Origin of the sequence: Roseomonas sp. CAU 1739 (assembly GCF_039839775.1) — a bacterium.
In the GTDB taxonomy this organism is placed as follows: Bacteria; Pseudomonadota; Alphaproteobacteria; order Acetobacterales; family Acetobacteraceae; genus Neoroseomonas.
In genome coordinates, this window is record NZ_JBDOQQ010000003.1 from 326,856 (window position 1) to 346,739 (window position 19,884).

At 69.2% G+C, this 19,884-nt stretch carries 24 protein-coding genes; 13 read left to right on the forward strand and 11 right to left on the reverse strand.

Annotated features, from left to right (window positions below):
* Positions 1–947 precede the first annotated feature (947 nt).
* From AAFN86_RS07665 to AAFN86_RS07700, 8 genes are all read left to right on the forward strand, one after another.
* On the forward strand, positions 948–1,604 hold the full coding sequence (locus AAFN86_RS07665) for a PEP-CTERM sorting domain-containing protein (protein WP_347542695.1): 657 nt from the start codon (positions 948–950) through the stop codon (positions 1,602–1,604).
* 38 nt (positions 1,605–1,642) lie between these two features.
* Complete coding sequence (locus AAFN86_RS07670; RefSeq protein WP_347542696.1) at positions 1,643–2,221, forward strand: hypothetical protein; 579 nt, start codon at positions 1,643–1,645, stop codon at positions 2,219–2,221.
* Entirely contained in the window at positions 2,218–2,598 is a 381-nt protein-coding gene (locus AAFN86_RS07675; RefSeq protein ID WP_347542697.1) for a hypothetical protein, read from the forward strand. The genes AAFN86_RS07670 and AAFN86_RS07675 overlap by 4 nt, the downstream gene beginning before the upstream one ends.
* Before the next feature lie 19 nt (positions 2,599–2,617).
* Positions 2,618–3,871 carry an MFS transporter gene (locus AAFN86_RS07680; RefSeq protein ID WP_347542698.1) on the forward strand — a complete coding sequence of 418 codons (1,254 nt, stop codon included), beginning with the start codon at positions 2,618–2,620 and terminating at the stop codon, positions 3,869–3,871.
* A 9-nt stretch (positions 3,872–3,880) separates the two neighbouring features.
* Complete coding sequence (locus AAFN86_RS07685; protein WP_347542699.1) at positions 3,881–4,858, forward strand: Gfo/Idh/MocA family oxidoreductase; 978 nt, start codon at positions 3,881–3,883, stop codon at positions 4,856–4,858.
* A gap of 77 nt (positions 4,859–4,935) precedes the next feature.
* Positions 4,936–5,163, forward strand: a complete 228-nt coding sequence (locus tag AAFN86_RS07690; protein ID WP_347542700.1) for a hypothetical protein — start codon at positions 4,936–4,938, stop codon at positions 5,161–5,163.
* Positions 5,164–5,466: 303 nt separating this feature from the next.
* Complete coding sequence (locus AAFN86_RS07695; protein ID WP_347542701.1) at positions 5,467–5,817, forward strand: RidA family protein; 351 nt, start codon at positions 5,467–5,469, stop codon at positions 5,815–5,817.
* A 303-nt stretch (positions 5,818–6,120) separates the two neighbouring features.
* Complete coding sequence (locus AAFN86_RS07700; protein WP_347542702.1) at positions 6,121–6,930, forward strand: CHAP domain-containing protein; 810 nt, start codon at positions 6,121–6,123, stop codon at positions 6,928–6,930.
* Between the two features lie 75 nt (positions 6,931–7,005).
* On the opposite strand, the gene AAFN86_RS07705 is transcribed toward AAFN86_RS07700, so the two are convergent.
* On the reverse strand, positions 7,006–7,596 hold the full coding sequence (locus AAFN86_RS07705) for a cysteine dioxygenase (protein ID WP_347542703.1): 591 nt from the start codon (positions 7,594–7,596) through the stop codon (positions 7,006–7,008).
* Between the two features lie 68 nt (positions 7,597–7,664).
* On the opposite strand from AAFN86_RS07705, the gene AAFN86_RS07710 reads away from it, so the two are divergent.
* Positions 7,665–8,168: a cupin domain-containing protein gene (locus AAFN86_RS07710; protein WP_347542704.1), complete on the forward strand. Its 504-nt coding sequence runs from the start codon at positions 7,665–7,667 to the stop codon at positions 8,166–8,168.
* A gap of 530 nt (positions 8,169–8,698) precedes the next feature.
* On the opposite strand, the gene AAFN86_RS07715 is transcribed toward AAFN86_RS07710, so the two are convergent.
* Positions 8,699–9,769: an alcohol dehydrogenase gene (locus AAFN86_RS07715; RefSeq protein WP_347542705.1), complete on the reverse strand. Its 1,071-nt coding sequence runs from the start codon at positions 9,767–9,769 to the stop codon at positions 8,699–8,701.
* 298 nt (positions 9,770–10,067) lie between these two features.
* On the opposite strand from AAFN86_RS07715, the gene AAFN86_RS07720 reads away from it, so the two are divergent.
* Positions 10,068–10,622, forward strand: a complete 555-nt coding sequence (locus AAFN86_RS07720; protein WP_347542706.1) for a hypothetical protein — start codon at positions 10,068–10,070, stop codon at positions 10,620–10,622.
* Positions 10,623–10,744: 122 nt separating this feature from the next.
* Here the strand turns inward: AAFN86_RS07720 and AAFN86_RS07725 are convergent, their stop codons facing one another.
* From AAFN86_RS07725 to AAFN86_RS07750, 6 genes are all read right to left on the reverse strand, one after another.
* The gene (locus AAFN86_RS07725) at positions 10,745–11,284 is read right to left on the reverse strand and encodes a hypothetical protein (protein ID WP_347542707.1); all 540 of its coding nucleotides are present in this window, start codon (positions 11,282–11,284) and stop codon (positions 10,745–10,747) included.
* A gap of 371 nt (positions 11,285–11,655) precedes the next feature.
* Entirely contained in the window at positions 11,656–12,444 is a 789-nt protein-coding gene (locus tag AAFN86_RS07730; RefSeq protein WP_347542708.1) for an alpha/beta fold hydrolase, read from the reverse strand.
* Positions 12,445–12,973: 529 nt separating this feature from the next.
* Positions 12,974–13,240, reverse strand: coding sequence for a YMGG-like glycine zipper-containing protein (locus tag AAFN86_RS07735; RefSeq protein WP_347542709.1), 267 nt, complete (start codon positions 13,238–13,240; stop codon positions 12,974–12,976).
* A gap of 40 nt (positions 13,241–13,280) precedes the next feature.
* Entirely contained in the window at positions 13,281–13,817 is a 537-nt protein-coding gene (locus tag AAFN86_RS07740; protein WP_347542710.1) for a hypothetical protein, read from the reverse strand.
* Between the two features lie 75 nt (positions 13,818–13,892).
* Positions 13,893–14,609, reverse strand: coding sequence for a hypothetical protein (locus AAFN86_RS07745; RefSeq protein ID WP_347542711.1), 717 nt, complete (start codon positions 14,607–14,609; stop codon positions 13,893–13,895).
* Positions 14,606–14,761, reverse strand: coding sequence for a hypothetical protein (locus tag AAFN86_RS07750; RefSeq protein ID WP_347542712.1), 156 nt, complete (start codon positions 14,759–14,761; stop codon positions 14,606–14,608). The genes AAFN86_RS07745 and AAFN86_RS07750 overlap by 4 nt, the downstream gene beginning before the upstream one ends.
* 61 nt (positions 14,762–14,822) lie before the next feature.
* On the opposite strand from AAFN86_RS07750, the gene AAFN86_RS07755 reads away from it, so the two are divergent.
* From AAFN86_RS07755 to AAFN86_RS07765, 3 genes are all read left to right on the forward strand, one after another.
* A complete protein-coding gene (locus AAFN86_RS07755; protein WP_347542713.1) occupies positions 14,823–15,752 on the forward strand; it encodes a 3-hydroxyacyl-CoA dehydrogenase in 930 nt (309 codons plus the stop codon).
* 9 nt (positions 15,753–15,761) lie between these two features.
* Positions 15,762–16,019 (forward strand): hypothetical protein, encoded by a 258-nt coding sequence (locus tag AAFN86_RS07760; RefSeq protein ID WP_347542714.1) that lies wholly within the window; start codon positions 15,762–15,764, stop codon positions 16,017–16,019.
* A 118-nt stretch (positions 16,020–16,137) separates the two neighbouring features.
* On the forward strand, positions 16,138–16,899 hold the full coding sequence (locus tag AAFN86_RS07765) for a DUF3592 domain-containing protein (protein WP_347542715.1): 762 nt from the start codon (positions 16,138–16,140) through the stop codon (positions 16,897–16,899).
* Here the strand turns inward: AAFN86_RS07765 and AAFN86_RS07770 are convergent, their stop codons facing one another.
* The 3 genes from AAFN86_RS07770 to AAFN86_RS07780 all read right to left on the reverse strand — a co-directional run bounded on the left by AAFN86_RS07770 (position 16,900) and on the right by AAFN86_RS07780 (position 19,779).
* Positions 16,900–17,613 carry a metallophosphoesterase gene (locus AAFN86_RS07770; protein ID WP_347542716.1) on the reverse strand — a complete coding sequence of 238 codons (714 nt, stop codon included), beginning with the start codon at positions 17,611–17,613 and terminating at the stop codon, positions 16,900–16,902. It lies immediately after the preceding gene.
* Positions 17,610–18,488, reverse strand: coding sequence for an ABC transporter permease (locus tag AAFN86_RS07775; RefSeq protein ID WP_347542717.1), 879 nt, complete (start codon positions 18,486–18,488; stop codon positions 17,610–17,612). The genes AAFN86_RS07770 and AAFN86_RS07775 overlap by 4 nt, the downstream gene beginning before the upstream one ends.
* 343 nt (positions 18,489–18,831) lie before the next feature.
* On the reverse strand, positions 18,832–19,779 hold the full coding sequence (locus AAFN86_RS07780) for an ABC transporter permease (RefSeq protein WP_347542718.1): 948 nt from the start codon (positions 19,777–19,779) through the stop codon (positions 18,832–18,834).
* Positions 19,780–19,884: the final 105 nt, after the last annotated feature.

Genomic DNA, 19,884 nt, shown 5'->3' on the forward strand with positions numbered 1-19,884 from the left:
GCATCTGCACGTCTCATCACCGGAGTAGGGCGGGCGGCAGAGGTCGATGTGAGGGGCGCGTAGCAGGCAGAATGGAAATGCTGCGCGTCCCGGATCTCTGAGCTGTGCCGGCGGGGCGTCGCCGGGGGATTCGGCTGTGGCGGCTGGATTGGTCAGGCGGAAGCTGCGTTGGCCTTGTCGTTCTCTGACAGCGGGCCAAAGGACGTGTTGCAGTACAGCCATCGTCCAGCGGACAGATGCCCCCGGTGCCCGAGCCGGATATCTATGGTTCTATTCGGCATTGGCCTTACGGGCCTTGGTTTGGTTTCGCGGCGCCGTCGCGCCGGTCTGAACGCCGACCCCGCGAGCCACTATCGGAATTCCCGGCACTTCGGCGATGCTTTCAGAATTCGTCATCGTTTGCACCCTGCCACCCATGGGTGCGCTTCTCCCGGCACACCCTCGCAATTCACGCCGCCCGCAGCCCGGATGGCGTGCGTGCTCAAACGCTCACGCAACCGCCTCGACATCGCACCGGTTGGTTCCCACAGGCCGCGACAGGGCGACGCCGTAGGCGATCGCTCAGCGACGGCGTGCTTCCAGCCCCGGCGCGGGCCGAGCGTCTTTCGGTGAGGCTGGCAAAGTCTCGAGCCTGCCGCAGTTGACGGCTCCGACCTCACGCCCATCCAAATGCGCGCACCCGGCCGGTCGAATGCATCCCGAAGTTCTGCATGCTTACCATTCCGGGGAGCGGGCGCGGTGGCAAAATGACGCCGTCCGGCAGGAGGCCCGCGGAACTGTCGGCGCATTTTACGGTTGCCCTGCGTGCGGCGCCCGAGGCTTTCGGAGCCTCTTTCTAAACCATTGATAGAAAGAACAATTACTCACGGTGTCGCCTCTGGCACGATCCGTGCTCTTTCAGTTTACGAGGCATACAGAACGCCCGCAGAATGAAGGATGTTATCCGCATGAACCGGCTTCAGATCTCGGCAGTCGCCGCTGCAGCACTCGCTCTTTCCGCCACTTCGGCCATGGCGGGCCCGAGCTATACGTTCAGCATCAGCGCCGGCACGCAGCCGACCAATGTCGGCGTGATCACCCTGACGCAGAACAACACGAGCGTGGACGTCAACGTTGATCTGCTGGCGGGCTATGGCTTCCTCAACACCGGCGGGCCTCACACCCCGTTCGCCTTCAACCTGTCTGGCGCCGGCACGCCGACTATTGCCTTCACGACGCCGGCAAACGGCATCTATGCCTCTGGCGTCCTCAGCCTGAACACCGGCGGCGGCGACAACACGCCCTACGGTACGTTTGGCGTGGCGATCGACAGCAGCGCCGGGAACGGGTCAGGCGCCGCATATTACGGTGATCTGTTGTTCACCCTGAGCCGCGCCGGCGGTCTCGACACCACCGATTTCGTGGCGAATGCTGGCGGCTACTTCTTCTCGGCCGATCTCACCGATGGGCGGAACACCGGCGCGCAGGCGTGGTCAACCCGGACCGTTACGGGAACTCCGGGCACGACGGGTACCCCGGTTCCCGAGCCTACCTCCCTCGCGCTGTTTGGAGCCGCGCTGGCCGGCCTGGGCTTTGCCGCACGGCGCCGCCGCCAGGCGGTCTGACGTTCTGCCTGGGGGGCAGTGTCGGAATATCTGACACCTTGGCGACGCCTTCGGGCGTCGCCGCTGTTTTCGGGTCCTTTCTCGCCCTGGTGCCTGGCACCTGCCCACGCCACATTGCGCCGATGCCTTCCTCCATCCGGGTCGCGCGCAGCCCGGACGGCGTGCTCGCCTATGCCGTCCCCCTGCCGCCCGAAACCCTGCCCCCTGTCGCCCCGCGCGACCTCGAATCCGCCTGGGACCGTGCCCGCGATGCCGCGGCCGCCGAACGCTGGGGCCCGCCGCGCCGGCTGGTGTTCCGCCGGCAGGATGGCACCCCGCAGGAGATGCTGCTGGCCGATGCCGATGCCGCCTGCTGGGCGGAGGCGGTGGATGCCGTCCACGACCTCGGCACGCTGGGCGGCCTGTCGCTGTGCCTGCGGCTGTTGGCGCTGGTCGAGGTGATGTCGCGGGCGCGCTGGCTGATGGGCTTGTATGCGATGACGCCGCAAGGGATCGAACTGCATCCGGAACTGCTCCGCGCCGCGGCGGCGATGCCCCTGGACGCGGCGGCGCGGTTCGACGAAACCGGGCTGAGGCGCCTATTGTCGCGCCCGATTCCTTCCGGAGCGTCCGCATGAACCGCCAGGCCCCCAGGCTCGCCGTCCTTGCCGCCTTGCTGCTCGGCGCCTGCGCCAATGCGAATGCGCCGACCTCGATGCGCGCCGCCACCGCCGGCGCCGGCCAGGACAGCAACCTGCGCCAGCGTTGCGAGGCCGAGGCCGAACGCACCGTGCTGTTCCGCGACCGCGGCCAGGCCGCGCGCGACGACGATGCGATGTTCATGACGGACGCCACCAACAACATCCCGACCCTGCGGGTGCAGTCCGATGCCTATAACCGCCGGTCCCAGCGCGAGGAGCTGACCCGCGAATGCATCCGCGCGGCGCAGGCCGGGCCGCAGCCGGTGGATCCGTCGGCTCCCGCCAGCACGACGCGCGGCCGCAGGGCGAACTGACGGCGCGGCCTGCCGCGCCATGGCCTCGCTATCGACGCTCACGCGCGCGCTGTCGCATCGCAATGCGAAGATCTTCTTCGGCGCCTCGCTGACGGCCTGGACCGGGCTGTGGATGCATCGCATCGCGATCTCCTGGCTCGCCTGGGAGCTGACCGGCAGCGCCTTCTGGGTTGGCGTGGTGGCGTTCTGCGACCTGGCGCCGGCGGTGATCGTCTCCCCGCTGGCGGGCGCTGTCGCCGACCGCGCCGACCGGCTTCGCATGACGATGTTCAGCCAGGCGGCGATCGGCGTTAACGCCGCGCTGATCGCCGCGCTGGTGGCCACCGGCAACATGACGATCGGCGTGCTGCTGGTGTTCGAGGTGGTGGGCGGCGTGCTGTCCTCCTTCGCCCAGCCTGCCCGGCAGTCGCTGATGCCAGGGCTGGTGCCGACGGCCGACCTGCCGGCGGCGGTGGCGCTGAATTCGCTGACCTTCAACGTCGCGCGCTTCATCGGCCCCGCCTTGGCCGGGCCGATCATCGCCGTCGCCGGGGTCTGGCCGGCCGTGGCCTGCAACGCGCTCGCCTATCTGTTCGCCACCGCGACCACGCCGATGCTGGTGGTCGAGGCCTCGGCGCGGCGCGGCCATGCCGCGACGGCGTCACTGTTCGCCGAGATGATCGATGGGCTGCGCTATGTCGCGCGCCATCCAGGGCTCGGGCCCATTCTCGGCTTCGCCGCCGTCTCGGCGCTGCTGCTGCGCGGCGTGCAGGAGATCCTCCCCCCTTATGTCGAACGGGTGTTTGGCCGCGGCGCGGAATCCCTGGCGGTGCTAACCGCCGCCTTCGGGGTGGGTGCGCTGGTCGCCGGGTTGGCGGTCGCCGCGCGCGGCAAGCTGGCGGGCACCACGCGGCTCGCCGTGCTGGCGGTTGGCGCGCTGGCGCTTTCGACCGCGGGGTTCGTCGCCACGGACTGGTTCGTCGTTGGCGTCGCCTGCGCGATGCTGATGGGGGCCGCCGGTTCGGTGCACGGCATCAGCGCGCAGACGCTGGCGCAGAGCGCGTCGGACCCCGCCATGCGCGGGCGGGTGCTGAGCCTGTGGGGCCTGATCACCCGCGCCTGCCCGGCCATGGGGGCCTTGCTGCTTGGCGCGGGGGGCGAGATGTTCGGCCTGCGCTGGCCGACGCTGGTCGCGGTCGTTCTGTCCCTGCTGGTCGTGGCCTGGGGGATGGCGCGGCTCGACCGCATCGCGGCAGTGCTCGAAGGTCCGCCGCCCGACCATGCCAACCGCTGAGGAATGACGATGCTCGACACCGCGATCGTGGGCATGGGCCGCTGGGGCCAAACGCTGGTGGACAGCGTGCAGGGCAAGAATGACGCCGGGCTGCGCTTCGTCGCGGGCTGCACCGGTCGCCCGGAACGCGCGGCGGAATGGGCCGCGCGCCAGGGCATCCGCATCCTGCCGGACTTCGCCGCCGTGCTCGCCGACCCCGCGGTGAAGGCCGTCGCCATCGCGTCACCCCACAAGATGCATGCGGACCAGGTGATCGCGGCCGCGCGCGCCGGCAAGCATGTGTTCATCGAGAAGCCCTTCACCATGACCAAGGCCTCGGCCGAGGCGGCGGTGGCGGCCTGCCGGGCGGCCGGCGTGGTGATGGCGCTGGGTCACAACCGCCGCTTCCTGCCTGCCATCGCCGAGATGAAGGCGATGCTCGCCGATGGGCGCCTGGGAACGCTGCTGCATGTCGAAGGCCAGTTCAGCGGGCCGGGCGCGGTCGCCTATACGCCGGGGATGTGGCGGGCGGATCGCTCGGAAAGCCCGTTGGGTGGCATGGGGGGGATGGGCATCCATATGGTGGACATGTTCATCAACCTGGCGGGCCGCATCGCCGAGGTGACCGTGCAGTCCCACGCCCGCGTGCTGGATAATGGCCTGGACGACACGACCGCCGGGCTGTTCCGCTTCGAGAGCGGGGCGACGGCGAATTTCGCGACCCTCGCGTTGGCCCCGCGCCTCTGGCGCGTCGGGCTGTTCGGCACCGACGCCTGGGCCGTGCTGCACGGCCATGAATCGCTGACGGTCTGCCGACGCGACGGCACGCCGGAGACACGGACCTTCCCGCCGACCGACATCGAGGCCGCGGAACTGGCCGCCTTCGCCGCAGCGGTCGCCGGCGGACCGGCCTATCCGTTGCCGGTGGAGGACGCGATCCACGGTGTTGCTGTATATGAGGCGATGATCGGTGCAGCGGCGTCGGGCAGCACCTATCGTGTCGCGTGACGCGAATTTGCGAATCGATTCATTCCGATGACGCGAGTATTCGGCTAGGCTTCCCGCACGGTTAGAGGAGTGACACCATGGTCTCGCGCCGCTTGCTGCCGCTGGCGATGCTGCCGTTGGTCGCACTGCCGCGTGCGGCCGGCCAGGCCACGACGGTCGCGGTACCCCCGCCGACCGGACGCAATTGCGGCGATCCCGGCAGCAGTTTCATTGCCTGCGAGGCCCTGCAGGACATCCTGCCGCTGGCCACCGGCGCGCGCTGCCCGCTCTGCGGCGGCATGCACCGGCTGATGGGCGGCCGCTGAAGTCCACCCAGCGCCCGCAGCCTCCTCCCTTTCGGATTGCGGCGCCGCCGCGATCCGGGAGCGCAAGGCGCGACCGCGCCCAAACCAACAGCCAACCGCGGCGCGACAGTGCACGGCGCGCAAGCCAAGCACGCGGATGCGTGCGCCGGCACCTGAGGCCCAGCATAGCCCCTCCATCGGCCGCACACGGCGGTCGATGGAGGGGTCATTCCCGCCCCGCGAATCCTGTTCTAGAACCGCCCCGCGCCTCAGGCGCGTCATCGCGTCTGCGCCAATGGCGCAAAACCTCAAGGAGCGGCCGGCATGAGCAAGATCACCCGCCAGGGCACCAACAAGATTCTTTCGTCCTCGGTCGAGTACCACAACTTCGTCTACCTCGCGGGCATGACCGCCGACGACCTGTCCAAGGACATCAAGGGCCAGACGGCTGAAGTGCTGGCGAAGATCGACGCCGCGCTGGAAGCCAACGGCACCGACAAGACCCGCCTGCTGACGGCGACGATCTGGGTGAAGCACATCGCCGATCGCGGCGCGATGAACGAGATCTGGACGCCGTGGCTGGCCGAAGGCCAGGCCCCGGCCCGCGCCTGCGTCGAGGCGAACATGGCCGATCCTCGCCACCTGGTTGAGATCATGGTCACCGCCTGCCGCTGAACGCTGCGGCCCGGCCGGATGTCGGCCAGGAAATGTTTCATCGACTCTAGCGGCAACGCCCGGCAATCTCGCCGGGCGTTGTTGTTTTTGGGCCACCACACTGTGGCTCGGTCCATTTTCGGTCGCATTCAAAGGAATGTTGTCCGGTTCTACTGCCCCGGGCGGTATCGCTCCGTGGAAATCACGCAAAGTAATGCGGATCACGCAACCTCCGGGTTGCGGCACCGGAATCCCATTGTTACCCAAGATTTCAGCACGGGCCGAAGCGCTCGTGCCGGCGTAACCAGGGGGCAGTTGGGGCATATGAAAGCAACGGGGGCTGCGATCGCCTTGGCGATCCTGTTGGGTGGGCTTGGAATTCCGGTGCAGGACGCCGAAGCCAGGGTGCCAGACAACCGCGCCGCGAAACCGGCGACACGCACCGCCGCACCAGCCTCCGCAAGCCGCAGCACCGCCACCCCGACACGGCAGGCCAGCGTCAACCCGACCCAGCGTGGCGCGTCCCAGCGCCATGGCGCAGTGGCGTCCCGGACCGCGGTCGTCTCGCACGGCGGCAGCGCCCGGCGCGGCGGTGGGCGCGCCGCTTATGCTGGTGGTTATGGCGGCGGCATTTCCTGCGTGCCCTATGCACGTCAGGCGACCGGCATGGCGATCAGCGGGAATGGCGGGCAGTGGTTCTATAACGCCGCCGGCCTCTACGCCCGCAGCAACCGTCCCGAAGCCGGCTCCGTCATGGTGTTCCCGAGCTCTGGCGGCATGCGTGCCGGCCACGTCGCGGTGGTCGAACGCGTCGTCTCCTCCCGCGAAGTGCTGATCCACCACGCCAATTGGGGTGGCCCGGGCATCCGCCGCGGCTCCATCATGCGCGGTGTGTCGGTGGTCGATGCATCGCCGAACAACGACTGGTCGCAGGTCCGCGTGCAGGTCGGCTACAGCAACGAGAACTACGGCCGCACCTATCCGATCGCGGGCTTCATCCACAACCGGCCGGACACCTCCGGCGGTGCGATGTTCGCCAGCAACCGCCTTCAGGGCGGCGCGGCCCAGGCCGCCGCCCTCGGGCTTGAGGAAGTGGCCCAGGCCGCCCCCTACGGGCGCAACACCCGCCGCTGAACCGGCGCGAAACACCGCAGCCTCCAAGGGCCGTCCCGCGAGGGGCGGCCCTTTCGCTGTGCGGGGCGCCGGTGGTCACGCGGCCGCCATCTCCTTGCTCCGGTCCCACAGGTTCGGCACCGTGGCGTTATCGTAGCCGGACACGAAGCGCTTCGTCGCGCCGGTCTGCGCGTCGAAGACCGCCCGCGCGATCGCGCCAATATTTCCGCCATAGACGTGGATGCTGATGCTGACGCGGTCGGCCAGCGCGTTCTCCACCACATGGATGTCGTAGGTGTCGGCGCTGACGGCCACCACCTCCCCTGCCCGCAGCCGGTCGACCTGGCCGGGCTGCATCGGGCTGCCCGCGCGCATCTCGGTGGACACTTCCTCCCCGCGCAGCATACCGACCAGGCCCCAGACGGTGTGGTTGTGAATCGGCGTCCTCTGCCCTGGCCCCCAGACGAAGGACACGACGCAGAAGCGCTCCAGAGGGTCGCAATGCAGCAGGTACTGGCGATAGCGCGGCCCGGCCTCGGCGCAGGCTTCCGGCAGCCAGGAATCGGTCGCGACCAGTCGACGCAGCAGCGCAGCACCTTCGGTCAGCCAGCGGGATTCGCCGGCGCCTTCATTGGCAAGGCTGGTCATGTCGCGGATGAAATCGCGCAACGGCGTGATGTCGGTCATGTGTGGAGCCTTTCGTCCCGATGCCGCATGATGGGGAACAGCCTTCCACCCAACAAGGGCGCCGCGACATGCACGAGCACCGCAAGGACGGAGCGGAGTTGATCTTCCTCCCGGACGGGTGCGCGATCCCGAACAACCCGCGCCTGCCGGTGCTTCTGCACCGCGGCGCCGTCACTCCCGGCGACCCCGCGGCGGCCGAGGCGCTGTTCCGCCAGCATGGCTGGCGACCTGCCTGGCGCAACGGCATCTTCGATTGGCACCACTATCACTCGAACGCCCATGAGGCGCTGGCCATCGTGGACGGCGCGGTGCGGGTGCAGCTCGGCGGCGAGGCCGGCGTGCAGTTGGATCTCGCTGCCGGCGATGTGCTGGTGCTGCCGGCTGGCACCGGGCATCGCAACCTGGGTGCGGAGGGCGCACTGCTGGTCGTCGGCGCCTATCCGCAGGGCTCCGCGCCACCGGACCAGTTGCATGGCGCGCCGGAGGAGGGCGAGCGGGCACGCCACGCCATCGCGGCGACAGCCGACCCGACGCAGGATCCGGTAACGGGCGGGGCATATCCGATCGGCTGAGTCACGCGGGCCGCGCAAGCGGCGGAGGGGGCCTTGCCCCCTCCGAACCACCCCCACCAAAGGCCAACGGGCCTTTGGAATGCGGGATTCTGGTGCCGGGCGGGCAAGGCGTGAGAGGCGGCGTTATGCGGAGTGCTGCCCGACAAGGTCCGGGCGATTCCATGGCGCGTCCAGTCCATCGCGCCGAAGATCGGGGATCAAGGTCAGCCCAATTCCCGGGAGCTTTCGCCTCACATCGCCCCCGCCTGGGCTGAGCCAACCCAGACCTACGTCTGGAGGCACTTCCATTCGCCTTGGCGGCTCTGGCCTTTTGTTCTTTTAAGCATCTTCACCCGATCAGGTGATGCCACCCGATCGGGATCTGCTCTACCGCCTCCGAGCCGGGTCAAGACAACCCGACGTACCCCGCGCCAATGACCCGCGGTCCAGGGGGCCGTTGCCCCCTGGCGGGGTGGCTTGGAGGGGCAGAGCCCCTCCAATCTTCGCGCCGACAAGACGGCACCGCCCGCGCCACCCGGACGGCGGTCATCTCACGCGGCGCTGGCCGTCAGCACGATGCGGCCGACAACCTTGCCATCCTTCAGCCGGTTCAACGCCGCATCGGCCTGGTTCAGCGGCATGTTGGTGATCGGGATGGCTGGCAGCGCGCCCGATTGGGCGATCGTCACGAGTTCCCGAAGCTCCTTCACGTTGCCGACATAGCTGCCCTGGATGGTCAGGGCGCGGATCGGCATCAGCGGCAGCGGAATGTTCATCTCGCCGCCGAATAGCCCGACCTGCACCAGCTTGCCGCCCTTGCGCAGCGAGTCGAAGGCGAAGCGGGCGGTATCCGTGCCATTCACCAGGTCGACGATCGCGCCAACCTGGCCGCCGGCGGCGTCGACGATGCGCTTGGCGGTGTCGGGACCGTCGGCGAGCACCGTGTCGGTCGCACCTTCCTTCTTCGCCGCATCAAGCTTGGATTGGGCCACATCGACCACGACGATGCGCTTGTGTCCCTTCGCCTTCAGCACCGCGATGGCGTTCAGCCCGAGTCCGCCGGCGCCGACCAGCACGATCGGTTCGTCGGCCGGCATCGGCATGACCTTGTTGATGGCGCTGAACACCGTGATGCCCGAGCAGGCGTAGGTGGCGGCGAGCGAGGGGTCCAGATTGCCGAGCGGCACCAGGTGGCGCGGCTCCGGGGCCACCACATGCGTGGCGTAGCCACCATTCTGGTAAACGCCGAGGGAAGCCGGCTTCACCCGGCACATATTGTCCTCATCGGCCAGGCATTCGGCGCATTTACCGCAGCCGACCCAGGGGAAGACGATCATGTGGTCGCCGACCTTGAGGCCCGCCGCATTGGCCTCGGGGCCCCATTTCAGCACCTTGCCGACAATCTCGTGGCCCATCGCCAGCGGCAGCACCACGCCGCGGTCGGTCAGGCGCATCTTGCCCCGCGAACCGAGGTCGTATTCGCCTTCCCAGATATGCAGGTCGGAATGGCAGACGCCGGCATGGGTGATTTCGAGCAGCACCTGCTTCCCGGTGGGCTCGGGCGTCGGCAATTCGATTTCCTTGAGCGGCTTTCCGGTTTCGATGACGGCCCAGGCGCGCATGGTGCTTCCTCCGGTGCTGGATAGTGGGGCGGAAGGTGACCAAGGGGAACACCCGCGGTCAAGGTGAAGCGAGGCCGCGAGCCGGAGCACTTCGCCTCGTCGCTTCCTCCCACGACGGGCCGAAAACCTCCTGTGGCCCGGAACCTGGAGGTGTATCAGGAAGAACAAACATCGCGTAATGGTTGCAGCGAGGGCCGACTGGGTTTAGGGAAAGGATCGAGATCGAAAAGAACGGAGCCGTCTCGTTTCGTCCCGAAAAGCACCATCCCGTTCGTGGCCAACCCGAGGAGAGCCGCGCATGTGCACGACATCGAAGCAGATCATGGGATGGACGCTGGGGCTCCTGCTCAAGGCGCAGAATGAGGGCAACAACAAGCTGATGGGCGGCGCTCTCACCAAGGGCGGTGCCGAGGGCTGGGTCCAGGTCGAGTTGGACGATATCTACAAGACCCTTCCGAACACATCCTGGGTGCAGCGCGAGCAGTACATCTACGTCAATCCACTGGAGGCGGTGGATTTCCTCATCTGCTGTTCCAGCGGGGCCCTCACATGCATCGAGCTGAAGGTGGAATCGCTCTTTCACACTGCGAAGCTTGGCCGCGTGACGATGGATCACAAGGGCTGGCAGATCGTGCACGACGATGTCGTCCAGCTTGCCGCGAGCAACCGGAAGGCTGATTTCCAGGCCGCCAGCGCCTATGCCGTCGCCATCGTGTGGTCGGAGGAAGCGACCCTGGGCATGGACCACTGGCTTTCCCAGCGCATGCTGGCTTTCGAGCGCGAGCAGATCCTGGTGAATCACGATGGCGGCCAGTACCGGGTGACCGTCTATGTCATCGAGGTCACAGGCTGACGGCGCGGCGCGCCGGCAATTCGCGTCCAAAGACCCGAAGGGCCTTGCCAGGGCGGCCTGGAGGGGTGGGCCCCCTCCGGCCATTCGGCGCTATCCAGTTCCTTTGAAGGCGTGACCCCGCCTCAGTGCACCGCACCCTGGTTCGGATCGGATGCGATCGACTGATAGGCCGGCACCGCATCGCGCACCGCCGGAGGCGCCGACAGCCGCCGCACTGTCTCCTGCGGGTCCAGTGGGAAGACATTGCGCGGCAGGGCACGGCCGAGCGCTGCCTGGTCGTTTGCCTCGATCGCCCGTGCCGCCGCGGCCAGGCCATTGATGACCGCCTGCCCCGACGCGCTGCGCGGAATGCCGAGGGCGGTGCGGGCTTCCCACCGCGCCTGCTGCAGGCCGTTCAGCCCGACGCTGCTGGCATTCTGCCAGCGCGGGTTGCGGGGCAGGCTGTCGGCCAGCCATTCGAGGTCGGCGATGGCGCGGGCGGCGTCCGCCGGCCGGTTGGGTTGCGGGTTGCGGAAGAAGGAAGCCATGTCGATCCCGACAGGAACCACTGGGTCACCGGCGGCCGCGCCGGGCGCCAAGCTGCCTGGCAAGGTCGGCGTCGGCGCCTGCGGCGCGCAGGCCACCGTGCCGAAAAGCAGCAGCAGAGCGAGATGACGGTGCATGGTGGTCTCCATCCGGACAGGCGTGACGTGGCACTGATACGCGGACACCCTTGTCTCACCGCTTTCTTCAAGACGGCCTTGACGATGCCCGTATTGTTTGGCGAACCGAACGATGCCTCGCGCCAGCAATCTGTTCCAGGGCCCGCATCCGAATTGTGATGGGCCTTGGATCAGATCCCGATCAGGTCGAAGCACCTGATGGGGTGAAGATAGACGCGAAAACAATGGATTAGAGCGTGATCGCCGCAGGTGGACTCACCGGAGGCGTGAATCACACGATCAAACAAAGGCATAGAGCAGGAGGCGTGAGCGAGAGCGAACGGATCCTGCTCTGGAGACGATGCCCTGGGCCGGCGCGAACGGAGACGTCCCTAGCCGCGCAGCCCCGCCAGAAAGCCGAGCACCGCCCGCACCCCCTGCCCGCTGCCGTCGTTCAGCACCGCCGGATGGCGGTCGCCGGGCAGCACCACCAGCCTGGCGGCGGGGGCCGCGGCGGCCACGCGGGCGGCCTGCACCGCCGGGGTCAGCCGGTCACCCTCGCTGGCCACCACCAGCACGGGCGCGGAAATCCGCGGCATGCGGCCCAGCACCTCGAAGGGGTGGCGCAGCAGCCAGCGCGTGGGCAGCCAGGGATAGGCGCCCGCAGCGAGGTCGGCGACCGAGGTGAAGGGGCTCTCGAGCACCAGGGCCGCGATATCATTGTGGCCCTCGGCTAGGCGCGCTGCGACGCCAGTGCCGAGGCTCTCGCCCCATAGCACCACGGGGGCCTCGGGAAACCGCGCGCGGGTCCAGGCGAGCAACGTCACCGCATCGACGGCGAAGGCGGCATCGGAGGGCCGTCCAGGGTTGCCGCCATAGCCACGATATTCTGCAAGAACAACGCTATACCCGATATTATTGAGCAATATCATGAGATCGCTGCGATCCTCGGCATTGCCGCCATTGCCGTGGAAATGCAGCAGGACCGGCCGACCCGGGGCGCCGGGCGTAACGAGGAAGGCGAGGTCGAGGCCATCGGCGGCACGGATTGTCTCGCGCGACCAGGGCGAGGCTGCCGCGATGATACGGCCGTCGGGCCGGAAGACCAGGCGTTCCTGGCCGGCCCAGAGGGCGCCGCCGAGCAGCAGCGGAACGGCGAGGAGCAGGCCAATGAGGATCACGACGCGGCGCATGGCGCACGGGGCGGCAGCGTTGCATGGACCGCGCCGGCGTACCGCGACCGAACCCCGGAGAAGGGCTCCCCCAACCAAGGGCGCAGCGCCTTTGGAAACCATGGATATGGCGTCGGGCAACGCGAGTCCGGACAGCGGATGCGGCGCCATTCGGGCCAGCGGCGCCGACAAGCGCGACGGCGCATGCCGATCACCAAGCGCCCCGTACTCCAGGGGCCTGCCGGTCCCTGGCCAAGTTGCCGGGACGGATGCCAGCCCTCCGATCGTCGCGCCAATAGTGCGCCGCCTTTCCAGGCCGACCCGCCAAAGGCCAGCGGCGCATGGGACCGCCGCCTGGCAGAGCCTGCCGCCAAGGGGACGAAACACAGCCCGCGGCGCCGTCGAACATCCCGGCCCGCCCCAGAAACGCCCCACACTTTCACGTTAAATCGCAATACCAATCGCCAAGTATCGGTTTCCAAAGGCCTTAAGCCTTTGGTGGGGTGGTTTGGAGGGGCAAAGCCCCTCCAACCTTTCCTCACGGCATCGCCGCGCAGGGCTGCGTCCCGACCGCCGCGCCGGCGAGTGCCCCAACCCCTGCCCCGATCAACGCGCCGCGCCCGGCATCCGCGCTGGCGGACCCTGCGAGCGCGCCGATCCCCGCCCCGAGGGCTGCGCCATAGGCGGCGCCGGCGCCCGGGTCCTCGCAGACCGGCGTGATGGGGATGGGCACGGCAACGGGTTGGACGACGACGCAACCCGCGAGGGCGAGCAGCAGTGGCGGCAGCATCAGGACCTTGCGCATGCCCTGATGCTCGCCTGCCATTCGGGCCGGATCGTGGTCGTCAGCGACGGTTCCCCGGGCTGGCCCCGCCCGACAGCGCCCAGGCGGCCTGCATCACGCTTGGCACCGAGGGCGGTTCCGACAGCTTCTGCACCGTCGCGGCCGGACCGAGGGTGAAGATGCCGCGCGGCAGAGCCGCGGCGAGCGCGGTCTGGTTGTTGGCCGCGATGGCGCCGGAGGCGGCGGACAGGCCGTTGATCACCCCCTGGGCCGGCGCGTTCTGCGGAATGCCGAGGGCGCGGCGGGCTTCCCAGCGGGCCTGGGCCAGGTCGTTCAGTCCGGTGGCGCTCGCGGTCTGCCAGCGTGGGTTACGCGGCATCGTATCCGCCAGCCATTCAAGTTCGGCGATGGCGCGTGCGGCCTCGGCCGGTTGGTTGGCCTGCGGGGCGCGGAAGAAGCCGACGACCTGTTGGCCCACCGCGACGATCGGGTCGCGCCCGACCATGGCATCGGACGCGCCGGGCAGGGTCGGCGGCGGGCCCTGGGGGGCGCAGGCCGCGACCGCGAGGGCGAACAGGATGGCTGAACGGCGGATCATCGGCGTCATCTCCCAGTGTCGGTTCACAACAATCGCCATGAAATCACAGATGGGCGCAGCTGGCATTGTTCGGCATCAACCGTAGCCCTCCTGGCGCAGGCGGTCGCCGAGCACTTTGACTTGAACGGCCAGCGCCGCGCTTTCCTGTTCGCGCAGGCGGGTGCGCAGGTCGCGGGCGGCTTCCTCCATGTCGCGCAGCAAGGCCGGCAACCCGGGGGGCGGTTCGGCGCCGGCCGACAATCGCCCTGCGATGCGTTCAAGCCCGTCGAGGTTCACGCCGAGGAAGCGGCGCGCCTCGGCCAGCCGTTCGGGGCGACGTTCGAATTCGTCGAGCACGACACCGATGGCGACGGCGACGGGGATCAGGCGCGGTTCGCCGGCGCGCCGGGCGGCCTCGATGACCGCGACGAGGCGGGCGCGAGCGTCGTCCAGCGGGCCGGGCGGGGCGGGTTCGGCCGGCGGTGGCGGTGGTGGCGCCTCGGCCACGCCGGCATAAAGCAGGCTGGTGCCGCCCCAGGCCCCGGCGCCGAGCAGCAGCGCGGCGACCGGCCCGGCCTCCGCGGCCAGGAAGGCGACCAGCGCGGCGGCGGCCCCCATGGCTCCAGCCGCAAATTGCGCATCGCCTGCCCGGCCGCGGCGCATCAGCCAGGTCGCGCCCATCGGCAGGCCGATGCCGAGCAGGCAGCCGAGCAGCGCCCATTCGCGCCCGGCGAAGAGGTTGACGATCGTCGCCGGCAGCAGCGGCAGGACAGTGAAGGGCAGCAGCCAGCGCCGCCAGAAGGCGGAGATCACGACGGCACCAGCGCGAAGACGGCGCGGAACAGCGCGAGCAGCCCGGCGATCCACATGGTGCCGCCCAACAGGAAGAAACCAAGCATGCGCGCCCCCAGCGGCGGCGGCGTGGTCGGTGGGGCGGCAAAGGGTGCGTTGCGATGTGCGCTCACGCGGACTTAGATCGCCCAAGGGGGCGCCGCGTTCAAGGCGCCATTCGGGGAGGCGGCGTGCATGGAACGGATTGCGGTGGTCGGCGCGGGCCTGATCGGCAGCGCCTGGGCGATGGTGTTCGCCCGCGCGGGGCATGAGGTGCGGATCTGGGATCCGGCGCCGGGTGCATCCGATGCGGCGATGGGCGTGGTCCGCGCCCGGTTGGCCGACCTGCATGCGGCGGGGTTGATCAGCGAGGCCGCGGATGTCGTGGCCGCACGCGTGGCAGTGACGGCGGCGCTGGAGGATTGCCTGGCCGCTGCTGCGCATGTTCAGGAAAACGGGCCGGAACGCGTCGAGGTGAAGCGGGAGACCTTCGCGCGGCTCGATGCGCTGTGCGGGCCGGATGTGGTGCTGGCGTCATCCACCTCGGGCATTCCGGCGAGTGCCTTCACGGAAGGGTTGGCCGGCCGCTCGCGCTGCCTTGTCGCGCATCCGGTCAACCCGCCTTACCTGGTGCCGCTGGTCGAGTTGGTCGGTGCGCCCTGGACCGACCCGGCGGTGGTGGCGCGCACGCGGGCGCTGATGGATGGCGTCGGGCAAGTGCCGGTGGTCGCGTTGAAGGAGACGCGCGGCTTCGTGCTGAACCGGTTGCAGGCGGCGCTGGTGGCGGAGGCGTTCCGGCTGGTGCGCGACGGGGTGATGTCGGTCGAGGATGTCGATGCCTGCGTGAAGGAAGGGCTCGGGCTGCGCTGGTCCTTCATGGGGCCGTTCGAGACGATCGACCTGAACGCCCCGGGGGGTGTTGCGGATTACGTCGCGCGCTTCGGGCCGCTGATGGGCGGGATCACCGAGGAGCAGGCGCCGTATCGGTATGACGCGCCAACGGTTGAACGGGTGACGCAGGCGCGGCGCGGCGCGCTGGACGTCTCGGGCATCGGGGATCGGTCGGCCTGGCGGGACCGGCGGCTGATGGCGCTGGCGGCGCATAAGCGGGGCCAGCCTGGCTGACGTGCCGCCGTGGCGAACGACACGCCGCCACCGCCGCTGAGACTGAGGACCAACAGCCGCGCGCCGGCGCCGCTGGTGGGGATGCGCCGGGAGGAAACGCCGCAGGGTCGCCGCTGGATCGTGCAGGCGCGGCAGCAGGATTCGCCCTCCGGACCCGGGCGCCTGCCCGAGAGCGAGCCACTACCCTTCGACCCCGCGCCGCAGATGCCCAGGCGACGCCGAGTGACGGTCGACGACGACCGCGCGCCAGGCGGGCCGGCAGGGTGAGCCGGCCGCGCGCGCATCGCCCCTGGAAAATCCGCCGCAGGCCGGCGATGCTTGCGCCGACACGCGATGGGGGGTCCGGCATGGACGCGATCGGCAGGCGCGGCGGCGCACGGGCGGCATGAAGCGCATCCTCCCGTGGATGCTGCTGCTGGTCGGTTTCGCGCTGCTGGGCGGGTCCGGCTTCGCCATCTGGCACGAGGTGGAATTCCGCCGCGGCGCCATCGAGACCGAGGGCCGCGTGGTGGAGATGATGTCGCGCACCAGCCGCGACCGCGACCGCGACCGCGGCACCTCGCGCACCTATGCCCCGGTCTTCACCTTCGCGCTGCCGAGCGGGAAACTGCAGCGCGCGGAGGGCGGCGTCTGGTCCAACCCGCCCTGCTGCACAGTGGGCGAGACGATCCGCGTACGCTACCGGCCCGAGGCGCCGGAACGCGCGCAGATGACCGGGTTCATGGAGAGCTGGTTCGTCGCCACCATGCTGGGCGGCTTCGGGCTGGTGGTGACGCTGATCGCATCGGCGGTGATGCGGGTGGCCAGGCCGGGCATGGCGGCGGTGATGCCACCGCTTGCCAACGCCGGCCCGGGGGGCCGTGCGATGACCTTCGCGGTGCCGCTGGCGGGGCTGCGGCGGGAGGCGATGGCGAGCGGGATGGCCTGGATTCTCCAGGCGCGCTGGTCCGACCCGCGATCCGGCGTGCAGCGACTGTTCGAGAGCCCGCCCATCCCCTTCGACCCGGTGCCGCAGATGCGGACCATGACCAGCGTGACCGTCACCTTCGATCCGGGCGACCCGAACGGGCCCTACGCGATGGACCTGTCGTTCCTGCGCGCGCCGCAGTCGGGACCCGCCCAGGTTGGGCCCGTGCGGCGGAACTGATCAGGCCTGCAGGAAGCCGAGCCGGTCACCCTCGAATACCCCGCAGGTGAGCGGACCGCCCGACCAGGCGGCGGTGTCGAGGCAGATGCGGTTGTCGCGCACCACGGGCTGGAAGCCCGCCGTATGGCCATGGACGACGACGACGCCGTGGTCGCGCTCGGATCCCAGGAAGTCGTGGCGGATGCGGATCAGGTCCTCGCGCGACTGGTCTTCCAGCGCGATGCCCGGGCGGATGCCGGCATGGACAAAAAGGTAGCCGCCTTCCTGGTGGTGCAGGTGAAGCCGGCGCAGGAAGCGCAGGTGTTGCGGACCGAAGTGCTCCAGCCAGGATTCGCGCGGGGCGTCGGCGGGCACCCCCCAGGCGTCGAGCGTCGCGCGGCCGCCACCCCACAGCCAGTCGGCCGCCGCAGCGCCGTCGCCATCGAGCGCCGCCAGCATGGTTTCCTCGTGGTTGCCGGTCAGGTTCAGCACCTCGATGCCGGGCACCGGGTCCTCCTCGATCAGGTAGTCGAGCACGGCGCGGCTGTCGCCGCCCTTGTCGACGAAGTCACCCAGATGCAGCAACAGCGCGTTGGCGACGGGCCGCGCGCGCAGGTCGGCAGCGATCTGGCCGTGCAGGTCGCGCAATTTCCCGATGGATCCGTGGATATCGCCGATGACGTAGATGCGCCGCCCGCGCGGCAGCGTGCCGGGGGCTTGCCGGAGTTGGATCATGTTTTCTCGGCGCGGGGGTCGAGCGCGTCGCGCAAGCCGTCGCCCATCAGGTTGAAGGAGAGGACCACGACCATGATGGTAACGCCGGGGAAGATCGACAGCCAGGGCGCCTGGGTGAGGAAGCGCTGCGACGAATTCAGCATCGACCCCCAGGACGGGTTGGGCGGCTGCTGGCCCAGGCCGAGGAAGGACAGCGCGGCCTCGGCGATGATGGCCTCGGCGATGGCGAGCGTCGCCTGCACCAGCAGGGGCGGGACAATGTTGGGAAGGACATGGACGAAGGCGGTGCGCCAGGCGGGATTGCCGAGGGCGCGGGCGGCCTCGATCCAATCGGTGGATTTTGCCTCCAGCGCCATGCCGCGCGACAGGCGCACGAAGACCGGCGATGCGGTGATGGCGATGGCGAGCATCGCGTTTTCCAGAGCCGGGCCGAGGAAGGCGGCGAGCGCGATCGCCAGGATCAGGAAAGGCACGGACAGCATGGCATCGGCGATGCGCGAGATGACCGCATCCACCCAACCACCGGCGAGCCCCGCCAGAAGCCCCAGCGGCACGCCGGCGATCAAGGCGCCCATCACCGAGACGACACCCGCCATCATCGAGGCGCGCGCGCCCCAGATGACGCGGGACAGCACGTCGCGCCCATTCTCATCAGTGCCCATCCAGAAGTCCCAGGATGGCGGCTTGCGGATGCGCGACCAGGAAGTCTGCAGCGGATCGTAGGGCGCGATCAGCGGGGCGAAGATGGCGACCAGGATGAAGGCCAGCACGATGACCGCGCCGAAGACCGCCAGGCGGTGGCGCAGGAAGCGCTTGATCGCGCGGCGCGTCGGGCTTTCGCCGACAGGGATCGTGGTGGTTGCGGTGACGCTCATGCCGCAGCCCTCCCGCTCCGGATCGCAGCCATGCCGCGATCCGGGAGCGCAAGGAGCGACCGCAGCCAGTCGGATTGCGGCAACATTCGCGACGGCGCGGAGCGCGAATGCCAGGCGCGCGGACGCCTGCGCCGGCGTCGGCGGCACATGACATCCGGCGCGCCTGTGCCACCACCCTTCCGCTTCGGATCGCGGCAATGCCGCGATCCGGGAGTGCACAGCGCGACCGCGCCCATCCCGCCCGTGGCCTCCAGCGCATCAGTGCCCGGCGCGAAAGCCAAGCCGGCGGATGCCGGCGCCGGCATCTGAGGCACAAAGATGAGCAAGCGCCTGCGGAATGCCATCAGGCATTCCTCAGGCGCGGATTGATCGCCATGTACAGAAGGTCCGTCAGCAGCGAGAGCAGCACGAAGATCAGCGCGGTCGCCATCACCACGCCCTGCACCACCGGATAGTCGCGGTTGAACACCGCATCGACGATGAGTTTCCCAAAGCCGGGGATGGTGAAGATCTGCTCGGTCAGCACCGCACCGGCCAGCAGGCGGCCGAATTCGATCGCACCCAGGGTGACCACGGGGATCAGCGCGTTGCGCAGCGCGTGCTTGCACACGACGATGCGCTCACGCAGGCCCTTCGCACGGGCGGTGCGGACATAGTCCTGCGACAGCGCCGTCAGCATCGCGGCCCGTGTGTGGCGCATCAGCACCGAGGCAACGCCGGTGCCGAGCACGAAGGCCGGCATGATGGTGGTGGCCAGCGACTGAACAGGGTCCTCGAACAGCGGAACGTAGCCGGAAGGCGGCAGCCAGCCGAGTTCGACGCTGAACAGCAGGATCATCATGATGCCGAGCCAGAAATTCGGCGTGGAGATGCCGAACAGCGCCGCGCCATTCGCCGCCCAGTCGGCCGGCGTGTCCTTCTTGACCGCCGAGACGATGCCAAGCGGCACGCCGATCAGGATGGCGATGATGAAGGCCATCGACGCCAATTGGAAGGTGACTGGCAGCTTGGTGAGGATCAGTTCCGATACTGGCACGCGGATGCGCCAGGAGAAGCCGAAATCCCCGGTCAGCACGCGGCCGATCCACAGCAGGTATTGATGCCAGACCGGCTTGTCCAAACCCAATTCGGCGCGGATCTGGGCGAGCACGGCAGGGTCGCCGCGCTCCTCGCCGGCCAGGATCAAGGCGGGATCGCCGGGCATGAGCTGCTGCAGCCCGAAGATCAGGAAGGACAGGATCAACAGGGTGGGGATCACCTGCCCCATCCGGCGCAGCAGCCAAATGCCCATGCCCGCTCCTACGTCCCGGACGCCATCGCGCCCGCCCTGCGGATTGCGCGCGGGCGCGATCCGGGAGCGCTGAGCGCGACCGCGCCCGGACGAAGAGCCACGCCC

Bases quoted from the DNA above. Each gene is read 5' to 3' on its own strand.
- AAFN86_RS07720 (WP_347542706.1), top strand. From the start codon at position 10,068: ATGTGCACGACATCGAAGCAGATCATGGGATGGACGCTGGGGCTCCTG.
- AAFN86_RS07680 (WP_347542698.1), top strand. From the start codon at position 2,618: ATGGCCTCGCTATCGACGCTCACGCGCGCGCTGTCGCATCGCAATGCG.
- AAFN86_RS07705 (WP_347542703.1), bottom strand. From the start codon at position 7,596: ATGACCGACATCACGCCGTTGCGCGATTTCATCCGCGACATGACCAGC.
- AAFN86_RS07685 (WP_347542699.1), top strand. From the start codon at position 3,881: ATGCTCGACACCGCGATCGTGGGCATGGGCCGCTGGGGCCAAACGCTG.
- AAFN86_RS07765 (WP_347542715.1), top strand. From the start codon at position 16,138: ATGAAGCGCATCCTCCCGTGGATGCTGCTGCTGGTCGGTTTCGCGCTG.
- AAFN86_RS07735 (WP_347542709.1), bottom strand. From the start codon at position 13,240: ATGCGCAAGGTCCTGATGCTGCCGCCACTGCTGCTCGCCCTCGCGGGT.
- AAFN86_RS07725 (WP_347542707.1), bottom strand. From the start codon at position 11,284: ATGCACCGTCATCTCGCTCTGCTGCTGCTTTTCGGCACGGTGGCCTGC.
- AAFN86_RS07700 (WP_347542702.1), top strand. From the start codon at position 6,121: ATGAAAGCAACGGGGGCTGCGATCGCCTTGGCGATCCTGTTGGGTGGG.
- AAFN86_RS07675 (WP_347542697.1), top strand. From the start codon at position 2,218: ATGAACCGCCAGGCCCCCAGGCTCGCCGTCCTTGCCGCCTTGCTGCTC.
- AAFN86_RS07710 (WP_347542704.1), top strand. From the start codon at position 7,665: ATGCACGAGCACCGCAAGGACGGAGCGGAGTTGATCTTCCTCCCGGAC.
- AAFN86_RS07740 (WP_347542710.1), bottom strand. From the start codon at position 13,817: ATGATCCGCCGTTCAGCCATCCTGTTCGCCCTCGCGGTCGCGGCCTGC.
- AAFN86_RS07775 (WP_347542717.1), bottom strand. From the start codon at position 18,488: ATGAGCGTCACCGCAACCACCACGATCCCTGTCGGCGAAAGCCCGACG.
- AAFN86_RS07780 (WP_347542718.1), bottom strand. From the start codon at position 19,779: ATGGGCATTTGGCTGCTGCGCCGGATGGGGCAGGTGATCCCCACCCTG.
- AAFN86_RS07715 (WP_347542705.1), bottom strand. From the start codon at position 9,769: ATGCGCGCCTGGGCCGTCATCGAAACCGGAAAGCCGCTCAAGGAAATC.
- AAFN86_RS07665 (WP_347542695.1), top strand. From the start codon at position 948: ATGAACCGGCTTCAGATCTCGGCAGTCGCCGCTGCAGCACTCGCTCTT.
- AAFN86_RS07755 (WP_347542713.1), top strand. From the start codon at position 14,823: ATGGAACGGATTGCGGTGGTCGGCGCGGGCCTGATCGGCAGCGCCTGG.
- AAFN86_RS07770 (WP_347542716.1), bottom strand. From the start codon at position 17,613: ATGATCCAACTCCGGCAAGCCCCCGGCACGCTGCCGCGCGGGCGGCGC.
- AAFN86_RS07690 (WP_347542700.1), top strand. From the start codon at position 4,936: ATGGTCTCGCGCCGCTTGCTGCCGCTGGCGATGCTGCCGTTGGTCGCA.
- AAFN86_RS07695 (WP_347542701.1), top strand. From the start codon at position 5,467: ATGAGCAAGATCACCCGCCAGGGCACCAACAAGATTCTTTCGTCCTCG.